The organism is Streptococcus sp. DD11 (assembly GCF_001578865.1).
Taxonomy (GTDB): Bacteria; Bacillota; Bacilli; order Lactobacillales; family Streptococcaceae; genus Streptococcus; species Streptococcus panodentis.
Map to the genome: position 1 here is coordinate 179,863 of NZ_KQ969397.1, position 4,030 is coordinate 183,892.

Annotated in this window: 3 protein-coding genes; 2 read left to right on the top strand and 1 reads right to left on the bottom strand. The window is 49.5% G+C overall.

Annotated features, from left to right (window positions below; translation table 11 throughout):
• Positions 1-31: 31 nt before the first annotated feature.
• Positions 32-976 (bottom strand): CPBP family intramembrane glutamic endopeptidase, encoded by a 945-nt coding sequence (locus STRDD11_RS11955; protein WP_128837505.1) that lies wholly within the window; start codon positions 974-976, stop codon positions 32-34.
• Between the two features lie 259 nt (positions 977-1,235).
• On the opposite strand from STRDD11_RS11955, the gene STRDD11_RS11960 reads away from it, so the two are divergent.
• Together STRDD11_RS11960 and STRDD11_RS11965 are read left to right on the top strand one after the other, a co-directional pair.
• Positions 1,236-3,428: an ABC transporter substrate-binding protein/permease gene (locus tag STRDD11_RS11960; protein ID WP_128837471.1), complete on the top strand. Its 2,193-nt coding sequence runs from the start codon at positions 1,236-1,238 to the stop codon at positions 3,426-3,428.
• The coding region (locus STRDD11_RS11965) for an amino acid ABC transporter ATP-binding protein (RefSeq protein ID WP_164828487.1) at positions 3,425-4,030 on the top strand (606 nt) is incomplete at its 3' end. The genes STRDD11_RS11960 and STRDD11_RS11965, both read left to right, overlap by 4 nt.

Sequence of the window (4,030 nt, forward strand, 5' to 3'; positions counted from 1 at the left end):
ATTTAAGCAAAATCAAAAATAGCACTAGGATTCAGTGCTGTTTTTGAGGGGAACTCAAAAGTCTGGCCAGACTGCCGTCTTTTTTCATTCTCCAAAGCAGGAAGGCGATTGCCAGCAGGGTTACCAGAGAGCAGTAAAGCGAAGCTTCTGCTCCAAAGCTCCCTCCAGTCAGAAAGGACAGCTCAGACTGGGGAATGAAATTAAAGGCTGCCGCATCAATACCAGTCCCGCTGACGCTGAAGCCATAGATATTGCCCTGAGTAAAGTTCCAAGCTGCATGGAGGCCGACAATCCCCCAGACATTGTCGGTCCAGAGCAGATAGAGACTGGCCAGAAAGCCAAAGAGAGCAATATTAAGAATGGGAAGGAAGCCAATACCAGGATTGCCCAGATGCAGGAAAGCAAAGAGCAGGCTGGAAGTCACGAGACCTATGGGCAGATTGGTCTTTTTGACCGCGACCGGCAGCAGCCAAGCGCGGGTCACCAGCTCCTCGGTCCCGCCCTGAATGATCCAAAGCGGAATCAAGATCAAAATGTAGATCAGAGGCTCCAATGTCAGATAGCCCCACTCAAAATGCCCGACACCTGTCAGCAGCATCAAGAGAGCGACCAAACTAAAGAAGACAAAGCCCAATCCAAAGCCCTTGAGCAGATTTAGCAGCCAGCCTTTTTTGACAAAGCCCAGACTGCCAATCGGCCGGCCTTCTGCAAAGCGGACCCAGGCAAAGAGAGCCAGCGCCATAAAAATGAAGCCAAACAAGAGAAAAGGCAAGGCAAAGTTAAAAAAGATTTCAAAAAATCCGCCCTGTCCCAGCCAGCCCAAGAGCAGGCTGAGAAGCGCCGAAATCGGCTCTAAAGCCAGCACTGCCAGCTTTTGACCGCCCAAAATAAATACAGCTGCCAGCAGCAGGGAAAGAAGATAAGGCGGAACAAAGCGGGCCTGTTCCACTCCTTCTAATATACGCGATTGTTTCATCATAACCTCCTCATACAGGAAAAGAAGAGAGAGTGAGACAGCCTCCTCCGCTCTTTGGCAGACTCTAGACTTATAGTCAATGAATACCATTTTCCTCTCTTTAGTATAGCAAAGTTTGGAGCCTGTGCCAAGCAAAGGAACTGCTGTTTTGTCAGAAAAGGCAGTATTCATGTAAGAAAATCTAACATAAAAGCAAGCAATATTTGCTTATTCGGCTATTTTCTGCTATAATGCTAGAATGCTTCAAGGAGGAAAGAAAATGAAGAAAAAATTCTTAGCAATTTTGCTGGCATTGTTTCCCATTTTTGCGTTAGGGGTGGCTGTTCAGGCAGATACGATTAAAATCGTATCGGACACAGCCTATGCGCCGTTTGAATTTAAGGATTCAGACCAAACCTATAAGGGAATCGATGTAGATATTATCAACAAAGTCGCTGAAATCAAGGGCTGGGATGTCAATATGACCTTCCCAGGCTTTGATGCAGCGGTCAATGCGGTCCAGTCCGGTCAGGCTGATGCCATTATGGCTGGGATGACCAAGACAGCTGAGCGTGAAAAAGTCTTTACCATGTCAGACACCTACTATGACACTAAGGTTGTCATTGCCACGACCAAGTCTAAGACGGTCCAGTCTTACGAGGAGCTCAAGGGCAAGACGGTCGGGGTCAAAAACGGTACAGCTGCCCAGCGTTTTTTGGAAAAAAACAAGGACAAATACGGCTACAAAATCAAGACGTTCGATACGGGCGATCTCATGTACAACAGCCTGTCTGCCGGTGCAGTAGATGGCGTGATGGATGACCAGCCGGTCATTGAGTATGCTATCGGCCAAGGGCAGGATTTGAAGATTTCCATGGAAGGCGAGGCTGTCGGAAGCTTTGCTTTCGGGGTCAAAAAAGGCAGCAAATACGAACACCTGGTGACCGAATTTAACGAAGCTCTGGCACAGATGAAGAAGGACGGCAGTCTGGACGACATCATCAAAAAATGGACTGCTTCTGCTTCCAGCAGCTCGGTCAGCTCGGCCATACCGGAAACCACGACCAAGTCCGGCCAGCAGGCTGCTCCCGTTAAGTCCAAATACATCATTGCCAGTGATTCATCCTTTGCTCCCTTCGTTTTTCAAAACGACAGCAACCAGTACACCGGAATCGACATGGACCTAATCAAGGCCATCGCTGAGGATCAAGGCTTCACAATCGAAGTCACCAATCCGGGCTTTGATGCCGCTATCAACGCTGTCCAGTCCGGTCAGGCCGACGGCATCATCGCCGGTATGTCTGTAACAGACGCCCGCAAGGCGACCTTTGATTTCTCAGAGCCCTACTACACGGCCAATTCTATTCTGGCAGTGACAGAATCCAGCAACATTCAGTCTTATGAAGACCTGAAAGGCAAGACGGTCGGGGTCAAGAACGGTACCGCTTCTCAGACTTTCCTGACAGAAAATCAAAGCAAGTACGGCTACAAAATCAAGACCTTCTCAGATGGCTCATCTATGTATGACAGCCTCAACTCCGGCTCTGTCGCAGCCATTATGGATGACGAGCCAGTGGTCAAATATGCTATTAATCAAGGCAAAAAAATGAAGACCCCTATCGAGGGAACGCCAAGCGGACAAGTAGCCTTTGCCGTCAAAAAAGGGTCAAACCCAGAGCTGGTGGAGATGTTCAACAACGGTCTGGCCAATCTGAAAGAAAACGGCAAATACCAGAAAATTCTGGACAAGTATCTGGCGGCAAATACAGATTCGTCAGAAGCAGCCAGCTCAACAGCCGATGAAACAACGGTGCTGGGCCTGCTGCAAAATAATTACAAGCAGCTGCTGAGCGGTCTGGGCGTCACACTGGCTCTGGCCCTGCTCTCCTTTGCTATCGCCATGGTCATCGGGATTATCTTTGGCATGTTCAGCGTCAGTCCTTATAAGGCGCTGCGCTGGATTGCCGAAATCTTCGTTGATGTCATCCGCGGGATTCCGCTCATGATTCTGGCAGCCTTTATCTTCTGGGGAATTCCCAATCTGATCGAATCCATAACCGGCCAGCAAAGTCCTATCAATGACTTTGTAGCTGGTACTATCGCCCTCTCTCTCAATGCCGGCGCCTATATCGCCGAGATTGTCCGCGGGGGGATTCAGGCTGTGCCCGTCGGGCAGATGGAGGCCAGCCGCAGCTTGGGGATTTCCTACTCCAAGACGATGAGAAAGATCATCCTGCCGCAGGCGACTAAGATTATGCTGCCCAACTTTGTCAACCAATTTGTCATCGCACTCAAAGATACAACAATCGTCTCTGCTATCGGGCTGGTCGAGCTTTTCCAGACTGGGAAAATCATCATCGCCCGCAACTACCAAAGTTTCAAAATGTATGCAATCCTGGCGGTGCTCTACCTCGTCATTATCACCCTGCTGACGAGACTGGCCAAACGCTTAGAAAAGAGGATTAACAAATGACCAAGCTAAAAATCGATGTCAACGATTTACATAAATACTATGGGGACAATGAGGTTCTCAAGGGGATTACAGCCAAATTCTACGAGGGCGATGTGGTCTGCATCATCGGACCATCAGGCTCAGGCAAATCCACCTTCCTGCGCAGTCTCAATCTCTTGGAGGAGGTCACCAGCGGCACCATTACCGTAGATGGCTTTGACCTGACGGACAAGAAGACGGATGTAGACCTGGTCCGGGAAAATATCGGCATGGTCTTCCAGCATTTCAACCTCTTTCCGCATATGACCGTGCTGCAGAACATTACTTTTGCTCCTGTCGAGCACAAGCTGATGAGTCAAGCTGAAGCAGATAAGCTGGGCATGGAGCTGCTGGAAAAGGTCGGTCTCTCTGACAAGGCTGATGCTAATCCAGACAGTCTGTCCGGCGGTCAGAAACAGCGGGTGGCCATCGCCCGCGGGCTGGCTATGAATCCAGACATCATGCTCTTTGATGAGCCGACTTCTGCTCTGGATCCGGAAATGGTCGGCGATGTACTCAATGTTATGAAGGATTTGGCCCAGCAGGGCATGACCATGCTGATTGTCACCCACGAGATGGGCTTT